The sequence below is a fragment of the Blattabacterium clevelandi genome, from assembly GCF_003268615.1.
In the GTDB taxonomy this organism is placed as follows: Bacteria; Bacteroidota; Bacteroidia; order Flavobacteriales; family Blattabacteriaceae; genus Blattabacterium; species Blattabacterium clevelandi.
The window spans coordinates 527,025-543,591 of the sequence record NZ_CP029844.1 but is presented as its reverse complement, the minus strand read 5'-3'; the positions used below and the strand labels follow the sequence as shown (position 1 = coordinate 543,591).

Sequence of the window (16,567 nt, the reverse complement as noted above, 5' to 3'; positions counted from 1 at the left end):
TTATGTCTAATACCAAAGAAATAAAAAATAGAATCTTATCTATAGCTTCTATTATAAAAACCACAGAAGCCATGAAAATGATTTCTATTATAAAATTACGAAAATCAAAAGAATCCCTTATTCATTTCAAAAAATATTCACAACATATAGAACAATTATTTAAAAATATTTTATTTTCATTCCATGAAAATATAGAAATTTTAAAAAATAACAATTATTTTTTTTCATCCAAAAAAAATACATTATTTATCGTAATTACTTCTAACCGTGGGTTATGTGGTTCATTTAATTCCTTAATTTTTGATAAAATTAATGAAATAATTCAAAAAAAAGAGAATTCCATAAAAAATGAATATATTTTTTTTTCTATTGGAAAGAAAGGGTTTGATTATTTATTATCAAAAAAATATACTTTATATGAATATAAAAAAAATTTTGTAAATAATTTTTCTAATATATATTTTTTTGTAAAAAAAATTATTGAAGATTTTTTATCTAAAAAAATTTCTTCTATATACTTGATATATAATTATCTAAAAAATACTTTATTTCAAGAGGTAATTGTTGAAAAAATTCTTCCAATTTCTATTCCTACTTTTAGTAATAAAAAATTATCAGAATATGAATATTCTATTTTAGAACCATCTAATATGATAATTTTAAATCATATGATTCCAAAACTTATTAGCGTAAAAATATTTAAAAGTTTGTTAGAATCATATACTTCTGAACATACTTCACGTATGATATCTATGCATAAAGCTACAGAAAACGCTAATGATATTAAAAGAAATCTTATGTTAAATTATAACAAAGAAAGGCAAACTAATATTACTAAAGAAATCCTGGAAATCATTAGTGGATTGGAAGCCTTAATCTAAAAAATAAAAAAGTAAAAATCCATATTAATGAATGACATTTCATTTATTAATTACATTTGTTAATATAAATATAATATTGAATAAAACGATTCTTATATGAATAAAAATATGTTAACAGGAATTCAAAGCACTGGAATTCCTCATTTAGGAAATATTTTAGGAGTTATCATTCCATCTATAAATATAGCTAATAATTCCAAATATTCTTCGTACATATTTGTAGCAGATTTACATTCACTGATAGAAATAAAAAATCTAGAAACTATCCGTCATAATACCTATCAAATTACGGCAGCATGGTTAGCTTTTGGATTAAATACAGAAAAAAGTATACTTTATAGACAATCAGACGTTTCAGAAGTTACTGAACTTGCTTGGTATTTAAATTGTTTTTTTCCCTATCAAAGACTTACATTAGCTCATTCATTTAAAAAAAAAATGAAAAATAATGAAAAAATTAATGTAGGAGTATTTTCTTATCCTATTTTAATGGCAGCTGATATATTACTCTATAATGCAAAAATAATTCCTGTAGGAAAAGATCAACTACAACATGTAGAAATAGCACGTTACATAGCTAATCGTTTTAATAAAAGAATAGGGGAAAAAATATTTGTATTACCTGAAGCATTTCTTAAAAAAGAAACTATGTCTATTCCTGGTACAGATGGAAAAAAAATGAGTAAATCAAAAATGAATTGGATTGATATATTTTCTTCAGACGAAATTTTAAAAAAACAAATTATGAGTATTCATACAGATAATAAGTCTTTAAACGAAAAAAAAAATCCAGATAAAAATTCTATAATGTATTTGTATAAATTACTAGCTCCTATAGATAGAGTAGAAGAAATGAGAAAAAAATATATAAAGGGGGGATATGGATATTTAGAGGCTAAAATAGCTTTATATGAATGTATAATAAAAAAATTTTCAGTTGAAAGAAAAAATTTTTTTTCTTTAATAAAAAAGAAATATTTATTAGATCGTATCCTTGATTCAGGTGCTAAAAAAGCCAAAAATATTGCTTTTGAAAGATTGAATAATATTCGAAAAACCTTGAAATTTAATCCTTCATGAAAATTATATTGGATCTATTACCTGTCATAATGACACAATTGTAAAATATGGCAAAAAATTTGCTTTTAGAGCATAGAATTACTATGTAAATATTTTTTATTTTATGAATATGAATCAAAAAAAATTTGAAAAAAAGGATAAAATTCCATCTACGAATGATCTATATAAAAAGGAAAAAATGGATGAAAATTCATTAAAGGAAAAAATGGATGAAAATTCATTAAAGGAAAAAATGGATGAAAATTCATTAAAGGAAAAAATGGATGAAAATTCATTAAAGGAAAAAATGGACGAAAATCCATTAAAAGAAAAAATGGACGAAAATCCATTAAAGGAAATAGAAATTTTAAAAAAAAAATTAGAAAAAGAAAAAGATAAATTTTTACGTATTTTTGCAGAATTTGAAAATTATAAAAAACGTATTAAAAAAGAAAGTTTAGATCTATTTAGAACTATTCATCAACAAATTATTATAGATTTAATTCCAATTTTAGATGATTTTGAACGAGGTCTTAAAGAACTTAAAAAGTCAAAAGATGAACTTATAATTCAAGGAATTTCTTTAATACAGGGGAAATTTATTAAAATTTTAAAAGAAAAAGGATTGAATAAAATTCAAATCAAAAAAGGAGATGATTTTAATACAGATTTTCATGAAGCAATTACACAAATACCAGTTTTAACAGAAAATTTAAAAGGAAAAGTAATAGAAATTATAGAATCTGGATATATCCTTCAGGAAAAAGTCATACGACATGCTAAAGTCATTACCGGTAAATAATCAACTTTTATCTTCATAATGAAAAAAGATTATTACGAAGTATTAAATATTTCTAGAAATGCTTCTTCAGAAGAAATTAAAAAAGCTTATCGAAAATTAGCAATTAAATATCATCCAGATAAAAATCCGGATAATAAAAAAAATGCAGAAGAAAAATTTAAAGAAGCTGCGGAAGCTTATGAAATATTAAGCAATCCAGAAAAAAAACAACGTTATGATAAATTTGGACATTCCGGTGTAAAAGGGAGTAGCTCTAGTGGATCAGGAATGAATATGGAAGATATTTTTACAAATTTTGGAGATATTTTTGCGGATGCATTTGGTGAAGGATTTTCTAGTTTTGGATTTGGAAAATCTACAAGACACCAAACTATTAAGGGAAGTGATCTTAGAATTAGAGTCAAACTTACATTAGAAGAAATAGCTAATGGAATAGAAAAAAAAGTAAAAGTAAGAAGAATGAAAGTCGCTAAAGGAGTACATTTTAAAAATTGTTCTCCTTGTAATGGGACAGGTCAAATAACACGTATAGCTAATACTATTTTAGGAAGAATGCAAACAACATCTCAATGTAACATATGTTCTGGAACTGGAAAAAATATTGAAAAAATTCCATATGGTGCAAATAAACATGGATTGATTAAAGAAGAAGAATTAGTTAATATACAAATACCAGCAGGACTTACAGAAGGTATTCAACTAAAAGTATCTGAAAAAGGGAATGAAGCTCCATTTAACGGAATTCCCGGAGATTTGATAGTATTGATTGAAGAAATATCTCATCCTAAATTAAAAAGAGAGGGGAATAATCTTCATTATGATTTATACATATCATTTACAGATGCTATATTAGGAGCTTCAAAAGAAGTTCCTACTATTAATGGAAAGGCTCGTATTAAAATAGATCCTGGAACACAATCAGGAAAAACTCTGAGATTAAAAAATAAGGGGTTACCTAATATTGAAGGATATGGATATGGAAGTCTTTTCATTCATGTAAATGTTTGGACACCTAAAAAAATTAATGAAGAACAAAGAAATTTTTTCGAAAAAATGAGAAAAAATGAAAATTTTCTTCCTCATCCTGGAAATTCAGAAAAATCTTTTTTTGATCGTGTTAGAGAAATGTTTTCATAATAGAAAATATTTTATATATAATCATTAATTTAGTTATTATTATAAATAAAAGATTCCTTTTTCTTATGAAAAGAGTAGTAGTAGGTCTTTCAGGAGGTGTGGATTCTAGTGTTGCAGCTTTACTTCTTAAAAAAAAAGGTTATGAAGTAATTGGTCTATTTATGAATAATTGGGATAATTCTAGTATCAATTCCAATCAATGTTTTTGGGAAGAAGATAGTATTTATGCTATGTTAGTTTCTCAAAAATTAAAAATACCTTTCCAAGTAGTGGAAATGAAAAAAGAATACAAAAAATACATTATAAATTATATGTTTCATGGATATAAATATGGAACTACTCCTAATCCAGATATATTATGTAATCGAGAAATAAAATTTAATATTTTTTTAAAAAAAGCCATGGATTTAGGAGCAGATTTTATTGCTACAGGTCATTATGTTAATAAAAAAATAATTATAAAAAATAATAAAATTATCTATCGTCTTTTGATTGGAAAAGATTCTAATAAAGATCAATCATATTTCTTATGTCAATTAACGCAATATCAATTAGAAAAATCTCTATTTCCATTAGGTTCATTTACAAAAAATCAAGTACGAAAAATAGCAGAAAAAAATAAATTGTGTAATGCATCTAAAAAAGATTCTCAAGGATTATGTTTTGTTGGAAAAATTAATTTATCCAAATTTCTTCAACAAAAAATACTTCCTAAAAAAGGAGAAATCATTAATATTAATTCAAGATCCTCAATATATAATAAAAAAAATAGATTTTTTTTTTCAAAAAAAGAAGAATTATTTTTTTTATCTAGAAAAAGAAAATATAAAAAATCAGATGGTAAATTAATTGGATATCATCAAGGAGCACCCTTTTTTACAAAAGGACAACGTAAAGGTCTTTCTTTAGGAGGATATAAAAAAGCACTTTTTGTTATTGAAAAAGATATTAAAAAAAATATTGTTTATACAGGAATGGGAAACAATCATCCTGGTCTATATAAAAAATCTTTATTTATTAAAGAAAAAGATATTCATTGGATCAGAGATGATCTTTCCATTTTAGATGAAAATAAAATGGAGGTTTTTTGTAGAATTCGTTATAGACAACCATTGCAAAAAGCATTTTTATACAAAATAAAAAAAGGAATGTTTATAGAGTTTGAAAAAATGCAATGTGCTATAAACGAAGGACAATTTGCAGCTTGGTATATTGATAAAGAATTAATAGGATCCGGAGTCATTTCATGAAATAAAATTCATTATAATATTTATTAGTAAAGTAAAAATTTTATAAAATTGAATTTTTAAACAATCCAATAAAAAAAATGGAATTTTTGGTAAGGAAGGAATCATTTTCGTATAAAAAATAATAATTCATAAAAAGAAGCTAATAAATTCATTCATTATAAATCATTCAATTTATGATTGGTGTAGGATATATAATAATATTAGATCTCCATAAGTAAGTATGTATAATCCGAAGATCTAATAATTGTGATTAAAAATATAGATTGTATGTATATATATATCTAAAATAAATAAATGGATTTTTCCTTCATTAAAAATAAAAATAGGTTATTTATATAAATAAAAAAAGTATTCTTTGATTTTTAAATTTCAACTTTCTACTATAAAAAATACTTTGTACCCACGACTGGATTCGAACCAGCATATCCCTTATCATAGGATACCACCCCCTCAAAGTGGCGTGTTTACCAATTTCACCACGTGGGTTTTATAATTTTTTAAAAAAAATAAAAATTATTTTTCCTTAAGGAAGGTATATTTTCAAATGAAAATAAATTTATACTAGGTACTTATTTTTGAAATTATGCATTTAAAAATACTGATAAAATTTTTTTTATTTTAAGTTTATTTCTATTTTTATGGAATAAAAATTAAAAATTTTTAATTCATAATATAGATAATTGACTAATATTTTTAAATATATTTAATAAATAAACCCCAATCTCCCATATTTAATAATTTTTTTTTACTACATATACTATTCACTATAATATACAATTTTGTATTCTGTACAAATAATTACTTTTTTTTTATTTTATAAATATAATTTATTTTATTATAATAAAATTTCAAAACTAAAGTTGATCTATCTTTGAATCATTCATTTTATATATAAAAAATTGAAAAAAATATGAATATAGCCATAATAGGATATGGAAAAATGGGAAAATCTATAGAAAAAATAGCAAAAATTAGAAATCATCAAATTTCTTTTTATTCTAATAAAAGTCCTTGCAATATTTCATTAAAAAATGTAGATGTTGCAGTAGAATTTAGTCGTCCTGATTCAGCATTTAATAATATAAAAATTTGTATAGATAATCATATTCCTGTAGTGTGTGGAACTACAGGATGGTTAGAAAAATTTCATCTTGCTAAAGATATATGTAAAAAAAAAAATGGAACTTTTTTATATTCTTCTAATTTTAGTATAGGAATGAATATTTTTTATGAAATTAATCATAAATTATCAAAATTACTATTTCCATATTCTATAAATTATGAAATAAAAATTGAAGAAATTCATCATAAAGAAAAAATGGATAGACCTAGTGGAACAGCTCTTGTTTTAGCAAAAAATATTATTAATAATAAAATGAAAAAAACATGGATTTTAGATAAAAAAAAAACAAAAGATCAAATATTAATTATTTCAAAAAGATTTGATAATGAAACAGGAATACATAGAGTTTTATATCAATCTCAAATAGAAAATATAGAAATTAAACATCAAGCTCATAATAGAGAAGGATTTGCTAAAGGCGCTATTATTGCTGCAGAATGGATAAAAGATAAAAGGGGAATTTTTTCTATGAAAGAAGTTTTAGGAATATAAAAATTTTATATCAAATAAATGTATTTTTATGTTCCAATATTTTCTTTTCAGTAGTATTTTTTTATGTTTTGAACATTTTATTCATGTTTTAGGAACATGGAGACTTTATAAAAAATTAGGAATAGATTATTATAAATTAATTATACCTATCTACAATATTATTCTTCTTTTAAAAATTTATAGAAGATCTATTTGGTGGTTATTTCTATTATTGATTCCATTAACAAGTATTTTTTTATTTGGAATTTTATGGATAGACTTACTTAAAAATTTTGGAAAAAATTCCCCAAAAAATATTATTTTATTTTTTTTAACTCTAGGAGGATATATATTTTACATAAATTACTCTAAGAATATTGAACTATCAAAAATAACAAAATCAAAAGGTGATACAAAATACAATATTTTATTTGCTATGATCTTTTCTTTCCTTACACATACTTATATAATTCAACCTTTTGCAATACCTACTTCTTCTATGGAAGGGACTTTACTTGTAGGTGATTTTATATTAGTAAGTAAAATTCATTATGGATTACGTATGCCAATTACCCCAATATCTATTCCATTTACTCATAATACTATTTTTGGAAAATTAAAATCTTATATTTCTATTTTTAAATGGCCTTATTTACGTTTTGATCCTATACAACCCATTCGAAGAAACGATATTGTTGTTTTCAATTTTCCTAAAGATTCCAATCATAAAGTTATAGATAGAAAAGAAAATTATATTAAACGTTGTGTGGGCTTACCAGGTGATATAATTTATATTCATAATGGAGATTTATTTGTAAACTATCAAAAAGAAAAATCTTATAAAAAAAATATTTTAGAAAAACAACATATTTACCTTATTAAAACAAAAAATATACCATTAAATATAGAATTTATTAAAGAAAATATGAATATTGAAGAGGTTGAAATGATATTAGAAAAAAATGACGAATATTTTTATCAAATAATGTTGACAGAAAAAAAAGAAATTCAGATTAAAAATCTATTTGATAACATCATTTTTATCAAAAAATATATTTTACCAATTTCTTTTCAAGAAGATTCGATATTTCCAAATAATTTTGGTTGGAATAGAGATTTTTTTGGTCCATTATTGATTCCAAAAAAAGGAGATTTAATTAAATTAAATTCAAATAATATTAACATTTATTATGATATTATTGTTTCTGAAGGAAATCATATTGAAAAAAAATATTCTTATTTTTTCATTAATCATAAAAAAAATAATTTTTATAAAATAAAAAAAAATTATTATTTCATGATGGGGGATAACAGACATAATTCTTCAGATTCTCGTTATTGGGGATTTTTACCAGAAGATCATATCGTAGGAAAACCTATATTTATATGGATGAGTATTGACTGGAATAGAGAAAATCCTTTCAATTTTTTTCATTGGAAATTTCGTTGGAATCGTACTATGATTACTATAGATGGACAAAATTCTTATTTATCCTTTTTTTTTATATTTTCATTTATATATTTTTCCTATCTTTTATTTTATTTTTTAAAAAATAGTTGATCATTTATTAAAATATATTTTTTCATTTTCTTTTTTTGAGAAAAAAATTTCCTATAGAATAACCAGAAATAATTCCTCCAATATGAGCAAAATGTGCTACACCAGGGGAAAAGTTGAAAATAGCAGAAATGAAACTTCCAAAAATAAAAATCAAAAGAGCTTTTCTTACAGCAATTGGAAAAGGAAAAGGTAAAATAAATATTTTATGTTCTGGAAAATATCTAGCAAAAGCTCCTACTATTCCACTAACAGCTCCAGAAGCTCCCATCATAGGAGAATACATAGAACTATAAAGATTAATTCGTTGTTCTTGATTTAAATAATCAAAAATTTTTTTTGCTTGTGAAAAATCCAATGTATGAACAAAATAATACAGGATACTAGTATTAAATACTAATTGTAATAAAGAAGCTAAAATACCAGATAAAAAATATACTATCAAAAATTTTTTGATTCCTAATAAAGTTTCCATTTGACCTCCAAACATGAATAAGGCTAACATGTTAAAAATTATGTGCAAAAAAAGACGTTTAGAATGTACAAACATATGAGTAAAAATCTGATATAATTCAAATCGATCATCTAGAGGATGATATAAAGAAAGAATGGTTTCTATTTTATATTGTGAAAAAACAAAGGTAGCTGTATATACAAGTATATTAATACTAATCAAGTGTTTTACAGCATCTGAATTGAAATTTGATGTATAAAAATTCACTTACAAAATTGTTTTTTTAAAAAAATTTTTATTGAAAATAAAAAATATAGGATCTCCTGAATACGTATAATTTATATTTTTACAAGAAAAAAAATCTCTAATTAAACATTCCATTTTATTGGAATGCAATTCTGTTCCGTATTTTATAGCTGCAGATTTAGATATAGATTGAATAAGTATTTTTTTATTATTTTTTTCTCCATTAATAAAATTATATGTTAAAATATTTTGAAAAATTTCAACTAATATATTTTGATGAATATTTTCAGGAATAGAATATAAATATACGGATTGATTCCAAAAGTATAAATGAAATCCCATTTCAATCAATTCATATTGAATATTTTTCAATGAAATAAATTCATTATTTAAAAGTTTAATCTCAATTGGAAAAAGAAATTTTTGACTTATTAATTTGTTTTTTATTTTCTTAAAAAAAAATTCAAATAATATGTTTTGATGAGCTCTATGTTGATCTACTAATATTATATTTTCATTATTCCATAAAAAAATTATATATTTTCCGTTAATTTGAAAAGTTTTTATTTTTTTTTCATGAGATATGTAATTGGATAATTTTTTCGTAAGATGAACATCAAGAAAAAAATTAGATTTTTTCATTTTATGGAACCAATTATCTAATTGATTTACTTTTTCTTTATAAGAAAATTCCTCAAAAAAAGAATCATAATGATTCATAAAAATTAATGATTCTTTTTTGGAAGAATTAAAGGATAATAATAAATCTGAATTATTTAATTCCTCTTTTTTTACTTTATATTGACAACATAAAATATTTTTTATTTCTTGTTGAATCATATTACAAATCGAATTTTCTTCTTCTAATTTTACTTCTTTTTTTGTAGGATGAATATTCCAATTCACTAAAATTGGATCTATATAAATAAAAATAAAATAAGAAACTGTTTTTATATTTTTTAAAAGACCTTCATAAGAATGAATAATTTTTCTATGTAAAAGTATATTATTTATACAACGTTGATTCACAAATAAAAAATGATCTCCTTTTTTTATTGAAGAATTTGGTTGACTAATAAAACCCTCTATAATAATTTTATTTTTTTTAATTAAAATAGGGAGTAATTTTTTATTTTTTTTATTAAAAATTTCTTTTATTCTTTCTTTTAAAGAAGCTTTTTTCAAAAAATAAATAATTTTATCGTTATGATAAAAACGATAAACAATATCTCTATGTGCTAAAATAATTTTATAAAATTCATTAATAATATGTTTAAATTCTATTCTAGAAGATTTTAAAAATCTTCTTCTTGCAGGAAATTTAGAAAAAATATTTTTTACTGAAATTCTTGTTCCTTTAAGCATGTTGATAGGAATTTGTTCTTTAATTTTCCCTTCTTCTACAAGAATGTGAATACCAACTGTATTTTCTTTATTTTTAGTTTGTATTTCCAATTGAGAAACGAAAGCAATGGAAGCTAAAGCTTCTCCACGAAATCCTTTTGTATTAATCCTAAAGATATCTTCATTGGTTTTGATTTTAGAAGTAGCATATCTTTGATAACTATTCCTAGCATCATTATAACTCATTCCTTCTCCATTATCTATTAATTGAATTAAAGTTTTTCCTGAATCTCTTATAAAGATATCAATACTTTTGGATTTTGCATCTATAGAATTTTCTAAAAGTTCTTTTAATACAGAAGAAGGACGTTGTATCACTTCACCAGCTGCTATTTGATTGATCACTTTTTTAGGTAAAAATTGAATAATATCCTTCATAAAGGAACTATTTTATTCGATGGATTTTTTAAAAAAAGCCATATATAATGCTGTTTTAGCACATTCTATTCCTTTATTTCCATTTTTTCCCCCTGATCGATCAAAAGATTGTTTTTTATTTTTATCAGTAAGTACACAAAATATAACCGGGACATCATATTTAATATTGATATCTTTGATACCTTGTGAAATAGCTTGACAAAGATAATCAAAATGATGAGTTTCTCCTTTTATAAGGGATCCTATAACAATAATTGAATCAAAATTATAACAAAGGGCTATTTTTTTAGCAGAATAAATTAGTTCATAACTTCCAGGAACTTCCCATGTTTTTATTTTTTCTTTTAAAATACCTGATTGAATTAAAGTTTCATAAGCACCTTTATACAATTTTTTTGTCACATCGTGATTCCATTTTGCAACAATAATGGCAAATTTTAATTTTTCATTTTTTATTTTATTTTTATCTATTTGATATGAAGGAGATATTTTCATAATCAAGAATTATTATAATTTATTTTCAATAAACATGATATATTTATCTACATTATCCTTATATAAAAAAAAAGGATATTTTTTTTCTATTTTTTTCAGAAAAAATTTAGAATCCCTATATTTTTTGATAGAAAAGGTCAACAATGCTGCTTTATAATAATAAAGAGGTGTAGTAATTTCGTTTTCTCTGATATTAGCAGCTTTTATGTAATTTTTTAAAGCTTCATTATGATTTTTAATTTGTGTAAAAGCATCTCCTATTATTCCATATTTTATAGAAGATAAAAATTCATCTTTTGCAGAAAAATTATTCATCATTTTTATAGATTCCTTATAATTTCCTAATTTATAATAGCATATTCCTGCATAAAATTTAGAGATATTACCTGCTTTAGTAAAAGGATACTTAGTAACAATTCCATAAAATCCAAGATAAGGTATTTTAAGTTTTTTTTTGTTTAATGCTTTATCTATAGATCCTTCTGAAAGATATTTTTGAGCGTAAATCAATTCTGTTAAAGCTTTTTTTTCTAATGGAAATAAAAAAAATTTTTTATAGAAAAAAAATGTTACTCCTATTATCAAAATAATACTACAAAAAAGGATCATCACTTTTTTCTTTTTCATAGATTAACCTATTTTAAGAAATAAATTAAATAAATTATATCGTTCATTGTCTTATTATATAAATTTAATTCTAATTATTATAATAAATAAAATCATTTAGTTTTTTTTCCTTATTACTTCTATACTCTTTATTCTTTTGTTATCTATTCTTCTTATAAGAAAAGAATAATTTAAAAAATTAATTTTTTGTTTTTTTTTTGGAAATTCTTTATTGATTTCCATAATAAAACCACCTAAAGTATCTGCATCTCCTTTTTTTTTCTCAAAAAAAACTTCTTCTTTGATTTCCATAATACGGTAAAAATCAATCAAAGAAGTTTTTCCATCAAATAAATAATTATTTTGATTTAATTTAGAATAAGATAAGTCTTCTTCATCAAATTCATCAATAATATCTCCTACTATTTCTTCAATAACATCTTCAAGAGTAACTATTCCACAAGTTCCACCATATTCATCAACAACAATTGCTAAATGTATTTTTATTTTTTTAAAATCATTCAAAAGATCATCTATTTTTTTATTTTCTGGAACAAAAAATGGAGTATGAATTAGTTTAGTCCATTCAAATTCTTTTTCATGAATAAATGGAAGAAGATCTTTAGCAAAAAGAACTCCTTCTATATCATCAATGCTATCTTTGTAAATCGGAATTCTAGAATATCCCTGATAACGAACTAATTCTAAAGTATTAGAAAATAATGTCTTTTGATTCAAAGCAAACATATCTATTCTTGGAGTCATAATTTGATGTGTTTCCGTATTCCCAAAATCAACGATTCTTTTCAAAAATTGACATTCTTTAACATTTTTTTGATTTGAAGATGCAATTTTTAAAGCTTTTGAAAGTTGATCGACGGATATTCTATTCTTTTTTTTTTTCATTCTTTTTTCTATGAATCTAGAAACTAGAATCATAATTTTACTGATTGGCCCCAATATTTTACTAAGGTAAATTATTGTTTGAGACATCAAAATAGCAAAACGAAAATTATTTTTTCTAGCATATATTTTTGGAATTATTTCTCCAAATAAAAGTAAAATAAAAGTTAAAAGAATGACTTCTAATAGAAAGTTTATAGGAATTTTATAAAAAAAACTATCTGTAAAATATTCTGTTATTAAGGATGAACTTAATATGACTATCCCAATATTAGAAAAATTGTTAGATATCAGTATAGTAGCTAAAAGTTTTTTTCTATTTTTTAGTATTTTTAATACTTTATCTCCTTTATAAGGATTTTTTTTTATTTCCCTATCAATAGTCTTTTTTTCAAGACAAAAAAAAGCAGTTTCTGATCCAGATATAAGAGCAGAAAATAATAGTAAGATTATTATTAATAAAAAATAAAGAACTATTTGAATATATAAAGTACTTTTAAAAAAAATATTCGTCAAAGATTCCTTTTCCAATATATTGAATTTTTTAAGTTATAGAAAAGAAAATAATGATGATGAACAAAAAATTGGATTTTTATTTAATCAAAGATAAAAAAAACTAAATCATTCTTTCATGTTTAAAAAACAAAGTAATAGGATTAGGAAAAGGGTATTCACAAATTTTTTTATGTGAAATAAGAAAAAAATTATTTAAACTTTTTTTTATTTGAATAGATTGAATAGATTGTATCATTTTACAATTCAAAAATTGAATAGATAAAATTTGATTAGTTATTTTATGTTTTACTTGATAAATGATATTTTCAGAAAATATTTTATATTTTTTCCAAATTTGATTCCTTATTTCTAAAATGGTAAGGCATTTTTTTGATTCTATTAAAGGGAACTCATAAAGTCCTTTCCATATATCTTTATTGAATCTTTTTTTAATAAAAAATTTTTTACTATTATAACATATAAAAATATAATAAAAAAATCTATTTTTTGTAGATTTTTTTATTATATTTTTAACAGGTAATTCATATATAGTTCCATTTTTAAATGAAAAACAATAAAGTTTTATGGGACATAAAAAACATTTAACCTTTTTTGGTGTACATAAAGTAGCACCTAAATCCATGATAGCTTGATTGAAAATACCAGGATTTTTCTTATCCATCATTTTTAAAATTACAGTTCGGAATATTTTTTTCGTAAATATTGATGTAATTTTATTATAAAGACCTAGATATCTAGAAAATAACCTATAAAAATTCCCATCTATAGCTGGTACCACTTCATCAAAACATATAGAAGCTATCGCAGCTGCTGTATATGGTCCTATCCCTTTATATTTAATGAGTTCTTTATATTTTTTCGGAAAAAATCCCATGGGTTTTTCTCTTAATTTTTTTGCAAAAGAATGTAAATTGATAGCTCTTTTATAATACCCTAATCCTTCCCATACTTTTAATACTGATTTTTCTTCAGCTTGAGCAAGCTTTTCTAAATTTGGAAATTTTTGTATAAAATGCAAATAATATTTTATAGCTTTAGAAACTTTTGTTTGTTGCAACATAAACTCTGAAACCAATATATAATATGGATTTTTATTTTCTCTCCAAGGAAGTTTTCTATGATTATTTTTATACCAATTTATTATTTTTTTGGAAAAATCCATATATAATCTAATTTTAGAGCAATTTTATAAAAAATTGGTATATTTAAGAAACCGAATTTTGGATATTATTAGAAGGATTAAACATGACAAAAGCAGATATAATAACAGAAATCATATCAGAAACTGGATCTGAAAGAATTGACACAAAAAAGGTTATAGAAACTTTTATGAAAAAAATAAAAGAAAGCCTTACATCTGGAGAAAATGTTTATTTAAGAGGATTTGGATCATTTATTATTAAATATAGAGCTGAAAAACTAGGACGTCATATATCCAAGGATATATCTATTGTAATTCCTGCGCATAATATACCAGCATTTAAACCTGCAAAAGCATTTACTGAATTAGTAAAGAAAAACGTTTCTATTATTAAAAAAAATAGTATGTCTAAAGATAAATCAACAACGATTTAAAATTATTATGCCAAACGGAAAAAAAAGAAAAAGACGAAAAATAGCTACCCATAAAAGAAAAAAAAGAAATAGAAAAAATAGACATAAGAAAAAAAAATAAAAATTTGATCATCTTTATCAAAAGTTAATCTATTATAATTTCTAAAATTTTTTTCCTTGTTTTTGTGTATGAATAAAGAATTAGTTATCAATGCAGAAGAACAAAAAGTTAAGATTGCCCTTTTGGAAGAAGGAAAGTTGTTGGAACTTCATCAAGAAAATTACAATAATAAATTATCTGTAGGAGATATATACTTAGGTATAGTTAAAAAAATTTCATATGGATTAAATGCTGCTATTATTGATATAGGTTATTCAAAATGGGCTTTTTTACATTATGATGATCTTGGATTTCAAATCGAAAAAATATTAGAGTTGATTCCCATAAATCAAAAAAAAAATTTTTTAAAAAATACTTTTTTTTTAAAAAAAAAAGAGGATAAAAGTTCTATAGAAAAAATATTATATCCTGGACAAAATATTTTGGTTCAAATATCGAAAGAACCTATTTCTAATAAAGGACCAAAATTAACGGCAAAAATTTGTATTCCTGGAAGGAATTTAGTATTAATTCCTTGTTCAGAAAAAGTTACTATTTCTCATAAAATAAAAAATATAAAAGAAAAAAATAGATTGATTTTATACATGCAAAAAATCAAACCAAAAGAATTTGGTATAATCATTCGTACAGTAGCATGTTTTAAAATAGAACAGATTTTAAAAAAAGAACTTTTTATTTTGATAAAAAAATGGAGAAAAATATTAAATAATTTGATAAAATTACCTCCAGTTAAAGTTTTAAGTGAAAATAATAAAACTTATTGTTTATTAAGAGATACATTTAATGATGATTTTAAATCGATTTATTGTAATAATAGTTTTCTTTGTCAAGAAATTAGTTCTTATTTATCTTTTATTTCTCCAGAAAAAAAAAGTATTATTAAATATTATAAGGGTAATATCCCCATATTTGAAAAATATGGAATTGAAAAACAAATACAAATTTTTTTAGGTAAAAATGTACCTCTAGAAAATGGAGCTTATCTTGTAATTGAACATACTGAAGCTTTACATGTCATAGATGTTAATAGTGGAATGATTAATCATATTAAAAAAAATTGTACAGAATCAGAAAGAATGGATCATATATTGCAAGTAAATCTTTTAGCTGCAACAGAAATTGCTAGACAAATTAGATTGAGAAATATGGGAGGAATCATTGTTGTAGATTTTATAGATATGTATGACCCTTATCAAAAAAAAATATTGTACGAACATTTAAAAGAAAAAATGAAAAACGATAAAGCTAAACACCAAATATTACCTCCAAATGAATTTGGATTAGTTCAATTCACTCGTCATAGAGTAAGACCTGAATTAAAATATCATGAAAAATATCAAAAATTAAAATCTCCTATAATTTATATTCATAATCTAGAATTTATATTAGAAAAAATTATGAATAATAAATTTAATAAAGGGGGAATACAATTACATATACATTCTTTTGTAGCCGCTTATCTTAAAAGAGGATTCCCATCTATTCAACAAAAATGGTTATTTAAATATAAAAAATGGATTAAAATTATTCCTAGAAATTCATTTAAATACACGGAATATAAAATTTTAAATGAAAATAAGGAAATTGTATCCTCTTCATTTATTTAATA

Annotated in this window: 15 protein-coding genes and 1 tRNA gene; 9 read left to right on the top strand and 7 right to left on the bottom strand. The window is 22.5% G+C overall.

Annotation, left to right across the window (positions count from 1 at the left end; translation table 11 throughout):
• Positions 1-2: 2 nt before the first annotated feature.
• The 5 genes from atpG to mnmA all read left to right on the top strand — a co-directional run bounded on the left by atpG (position 3) and on the right by mnmA (position 5,129).
• Positions 3-881 carry an ATP synthase F1 subunit gamma gene (atpG, locus tag DM817_RS02690; protein WP_113738481.1) on the top strand — a complete coding sequence of 293 codons (879 nt, stop codon included), beginning with the start codon at positions 3-5 and terminating at the stop codon, positions 879-881.
• A 96-nt stretch (positions 882-977) separates the two neighbouring features.
• Positions 978-1,961, top strand: a complete 984-nt coding sequence (trpS, locus tag DM817_RS02685; protein WP_113738480.1) for a tryptophan--tRNA ligase — start codon at positions 978-980, stop codon at positions 1,959-1,961.
• A 103-nt stretch (positions 1,962-2,064) separates the two neighbouring features.
• On the top strand, positions 2,065-2,742 hold the full coding sequence (locus DM817_RS02680) for a nucleotide exchange factor GrpE (protein ID WP_235610872.1): 678 nt from the start codon (positions 2,065-2,067) through the stop codon (positions 2,740-2,742).
• Between the two features lie 15 nt (positions 2,743-2,757).
• Positions 2,758-3,879, top strand: a complete 1,122-nt coding sequence (gene dnaJ / locus DM817_RS02675) for a molecular chaperone DnaJ (RefSeq protein ID WP_113738479.1) — start codon at positions 2,758-2,760, stop codon at positions 3,877-3,879.
• Between the two features lie 65 nt (positions 3,880-3,944).
• Positions 3,945-5,129, top strand: a complete 1,185-nt coding sequence (gene mnmA, locus DM817_RS02670) for a tRNA 2-thiouridine(34) synthase MnmA (RefSeq protein WP_113738478.1) — start codon at positions 3,945-3,947, stop codon at positions 5,127-5,129.
• 397 nt (positions 5,130-5,526) lie between these two features.
• Here mnmA and DM817_RS02665 read toward each other — a convergent pair.
• Positions 5,527-5,615 (bottom strand) — tRNA-Leu (locus DM817_RS02665).
• Between the two features lie 424 nt (positions 5,616-6,039).
• Here DM817_RS02665 and dapB point away from each other — a divergent pair.
• Positions 6,040-6,744 (top strand): 4-hydroxy-tetrahydrodipicolinate reductase, encoded by a 705-nt coding sequence (dapB, locus tag DM817_RS02660; protein ID WP_113738477.1) that lies wholly within the window; start codon positions 6,040-6,042, stop codon positions 6,742-6,744.
• Positions 6,745-6,772: 28 nt separating this feature from the next.
• On the top strand, positions 6,773-8,284 hold the full coding sequence (gene lepB, locus DM817_RS02655; protein ID WP_113738476.1) for a signal peptidase I: 1,512 nt from the start codon (positions 6,773-6,775) through the stop codon (positions 8,282-8,284).
• Between the two features lie 22 nt (positions 8,285-8,306).
• Here lepB and DM817_RS02650 read toward each other — a convergent pair whose 3' ends face one another.
• The 6 genes from DM817_RS02650 to mutY all read right to left on the bottom strand — a co-directional run bounded on the left by DM817_RS02650 (position 8,307) and on the right by mutY (position 14,445).
• The gene (locus tag DM817_RS02650) at positions 8,307-9,002 is read right to left on the bottom strand and encodes a rhomboid family intramembrane serine protease (protein ID WP_113738475.1); all 696 of its coding nucleotides are present in this window, start codon (positions 9,000-9,002) and stop codon (positions 8,307-8,309) included.
• On the bottom strand, positions 9,003-10,763 hold the full coding sequence (mutL, locus tag DM817_RS02645; protein WP_113738474.1) for a DNA mismatch repair endonuclease MutL: 1,761 nt from the start codon (positions 10,761-10,763) through the stop codon (positions 9,003-9,005).
• A 12-nt stretch (positions 10,764-10,775) separates the two neighbouring features.
• On the bottom strand, positions 10,776-11,258 hold the full coding sequence (gene ribH, locus DM817_RS02640; protein ID WP_113738473.1) for a 6,7-dimethyl-8-ribityllumazine synthase: 483 nt from the start codon (positions 11,256-11,258) through the stop codon (positions 10,776-10,778).
• A gap of 12 nt (positions 11,259-11,270) precedes the next feature.
• Complete coding sequence (locus tag DM817_RS02635) at positions 11,271-11,885, bottom strand: tetratricopeptide repeat protein (RefSeq protein WP_113738472.1); 615 nt, start codon at positions 11,883-11,885, stop codon at positions 11,271-11,273.
• A 96-nt stretch (positions 11,886-11,981) separates the two neighbouring features.
• Positions 11,982-13,298, bottom strand: coding sequence for a gliding motility-associated protein GldE (gldE, locus tag DM817_RS02630; protein WP_113738471.1), 1,317 nt, complete (start codon positions 13,296-13,298; stop codon positions 11,982-11,984).
• An 85-nt stretch (positions 13,299-13,383) separates the two neighbouring features.
• Positions 13,384-14,445, bottom strand: coding sequence for an A/G-specific adenine glycosylase (gene mutY, locus DM817_RS02625; protein ID WP_113738470.1), 1,062 nt, complete (start codon positions 14,443-14,445; stop codon positions 13,384-13,386).
• 83 nt (positions 14,446-14,528) lie between these two features.
• Between mutY and DM817_RS02620 the strand changes: the two genes are divergently transcribed.
• Positions 14,529-14,858 carry an HU family DNA-binding protein gene (locus DM817_RS02620; RefSeq protein ID WP_113738469.1) on the top strand — a complete coding sequence of 110 codons (330 nt, stop codon included), beginning with the start codon at positions 14,529-14,531 and terminating at the stop codon, positions 14,856-14,858.
• Positions 14,859-15,026: 168 nt separating this feature from the next.
• On the top strand, positions 15,027-16,565 hold the full coding sequence (locus tag DM817_RS02615; RefSeq protein WP_113738468.1) for an Rne/Rng family ribonuclease: 1,539 nt from the start codon (positions 15,027-15,029) through the stop codon (positions 16,563-16,565).
• Positions 16,566-16,567 lie beyond the last annotated feature (2 nt).